The sequence below is a fragment of the Streptomyces sp. UNOB3_S3 genome (genome assembly GCF_020740895.1).
Classification (GTDB): Bacteria; Actinomycetota; Actinomycetes; order Streptomycetales; family Streptomycetaceae; genus Streptomyces.
The window spans coordinates 1-1,483 of record NZ_JAILXP010000679.1; the positions used below are offsets into that span (position 1 = coordinate 1).

Sequence of the window (1,483 nt, forward strand, 5' to 3'; positions counted from 1 at the left end):
TCTCCGTGGCCGTCCTCGGCCCGGACCGCGTGGCCGGGGCGGGGCCGCCGTCCGGGCCGAGGACGGCCACGGAGACGTCCGGGAAGCGATGGCCGATGGACGGCCCCGGGGTGCCGCTGACGCGCCGGGTGGGGCCCGCCGGGGCGGTCGCCTCGTACGGATCGGCGTAGGCGCCCTCGTAGAACCCCTCGTGGGGGCTGCCGCCCAGGCTGTCGGTCTCGGTGGCGGACACCGGGGCCGCGCCCGTGCCCTCGCCGAGCGGGGTGCCCCGGTAGGCGGCCCACAGGGCGAGAATGGGCGCGGCGACGACCGTGGCGACGACAGTGGTGGTCACGGCCCGGCTGCGCAGCCTGCTGCGGCGGGCGGCGCGGTCCTTGGGGGTGAGGGGGAAGCCGCCGCGGTCGAAGCGCGGGGTGGCGGCGCGCTGCGCGCTCGCGCGCCGGCGCGGGGGGCGTGCGTCCAGGGCGCCGCGCATCGCGGCGTGCGCGGCGGCGCGGGGGGCGCGGAGGACGGGCAGGGCGGCGGCCGGGGACGCGGCCGTACCGGGCCAGGGCTCGCCCGCGACGGCCCGCTCGGCGGTACGGCGGCAGTCGGCGCACTCGTCGACGTGGCGGACGAGCTCGCGCCGGAGCGCGGCGCCCAGCAGCACTTCCCGGTCGCCCACGAAGCGGGTGACCACCTGGCAGCGGCCCGACTCCACGACGGCGAGCGCGGTGCGGGTGCGCTCGACCTCGCAGGCGGCGCTGGAGAGCAGGACGCGCGCCGCGTCGAGGTCCAGGCGGAGCACGGCGGCGACCTCGTGGGGGGCGAGCCCGTGGCGTACGGCCAGTTCCAGGGCCTCGCGCTGCTCGGCGGTGGTGCCGGCGGCCTCGGGCCAGGCGAGCAGGGCCAGTTCCGCGCGGGCGCCCGCGTCGGGGGCGGGCGGCGGGTCGCCGGTGCCGCGCTCGGCGAGCCTGCGCAGGCACTCCCAGCGGGCGAGGGCGTACAGCCAGGCGCGGTGCGCCTCCTGCGCGGCTGGGGCGCGGTCGGCGCGGCGCTCGGCGAGCGCCAGGGTCTCGCCGAGGGCGGCGACGGCGGACTCGTGGTCGCACAGCACGGACAGGCAGTAGGTGAACAGGCCGTCGAGGTGGGGGCTGTTCTCGGGATCTTCCTCCTCGACGGCGTGGTCGGCGTATTCCTCAGCACGGTCGGCGTATTCGGCGTACTCGATGTGCTCGGTGGTGCTCTCGACGACCTGGGGCTGGGCCGCGCGCGGCGCACTGCTGGGTGCGCGGTGCGCGCCGGTGGCATGCGTGGGGGGCTCGGGCCTGCTCGTCATCATCCCGGCGACGGTAGGCCGGTGCCGCGCCCTCGTCCGCCCTGCTCACAGAGGTTTAGCCCATACGGGTGACTCTCTCCCTCAAAGGGGGACAGGAGCCCTACATTCCGCCCCGATTGGCCGAGCTCCGGACAGGGCGGTACGTACTGGCGAACGATCGCCGGG

At 77.7% G+C, this 1,483-nt stretch carries 1 protein-coding gene; it reads right to left on the minus strand.

Annotated features, from left to right (window positions below; genetic code table 11):
• The coding region (locus K6I33_RS34970) for an RNA polymerase sigma factor (protein WP_229358819.1) at positions 1-1,321 on the minus strand (1,321 nt) is incomplete at its 3' end.
• Positions 1,322-1,483: the final 162 nt, after the last annotated feature.